Origin of the sequence: Archangium violaceum Cb vi76 (assembly GCF_000733295.1) — a bacterium.
Classification (GTDB): Bacteria; Myxococcota; Myxococcia; order Myxococcales; family Myxococcaceae; genus Archangium; species Archangium violaceum.
This window is the reverse complement of record NZ_JPMI01000194.1, coordinates 1-916: the sequence shown is the minus strand read 5'-3', so window position 1 is coordinate 916 and position 916 is coordinate 1. Positions and strand designations below refer to the sequence as shown.

Genomic DNA, 916 nt, shown 5'->3' with positions numbered 1-916 from the left:
CCACGTCGCGCAAGCTTGGCCTATTCCGGTCGCAAAGCTTTTTGAAGAGACTTTCGGGCATGAGCAATTCCGAGGCGAAGTCGTTCGCCTCGGTCTCACGCCCCGACGATGCATAGTCGCCGAGATTACCGTCGGTGCAGACGCTGAAATTGTCGGATGCCGGGTGCCGGAGGAAGTGTCCAAGTTCGTGCGCGACCACGAATCTCCATTTCGAGGAGTTGAAGGCAGCTTCTGAAACGACAATGACACCGTGATTTCCAGCGCGAAGTAGCCGGCCCTCCTCTTGCTGAATCGCTCGACGCTTCACAAGGACGTTGAGGTGATTAGCGATGAGTTCCACCTCAATCTCAGCGGGCTTCCGAATCCTCAGAGTAGAGATCAGGGCTCGTGCGCTTGCAACCGCTGCCGGATCCGGGCGTCGGGGCATGACCTACTCTTCCTCCTCGTCATCCTCGATGCTTCGCAAGAGTTCCATATCCTCGAGGAGGCCACGTAATTCCTCGTCGGTGGACTCCTCGGGCTTTCGTTTTCGGAACGCAGCCACAACCGCTGTGCCCATACGGGGGTGAGAAGACCGAAGCTCCTCCAGGCGCGCCAACATCGCAGCCTTACTCATCCCAGCAGGCACGGTGACCCGGGCACCTCTACCCTCAAGCCGAGCCCGCTTTTCCAAGGCCTTGGCTCGCCAGGATAATCGCTCCTGTTCCTGTAGCTGAGCGACAACCCCGGAGCCCATCTTCGCTAGAGCAACTGGGTCCAGCCCGAGCCTTCTAAGTTCGTCCGCAACGACGTCTGTGGGGAGAGCTGGGTCTAGGAGGTCATCGTCGAGCCCTTCCAGCGCGCACCACAGTTCCGTGTCCGTCTTGGCCTTCGGCGACATCAGGAATCCTCCATGGGCGTCCGCACGGCCGCCACA

Annotated in this window: 2 protein-coding genes; both read right to left on the bottom strand. The window is 59.8% G+C overall.

The features are described 5' to 3' along the window. A partial coding sequence (locus tag Q664_RS55150; RefSeq protein ID WP_160174504.1) for an ImmA/IrrE family metallo-endopeptidase occupies window positions 1–340 on the bottom strand: 340 nt, incomplete at its 3' end. Between the two features lie 90 nt (window positions 341–430). Beyond that, window positions 431–916: hypothetical protein (locus Q664_RS26310; RefSeq protein ID WP_235216881.1), on the bottom strand; the 486-nt coding region annotated here is incomplete at its 5' end.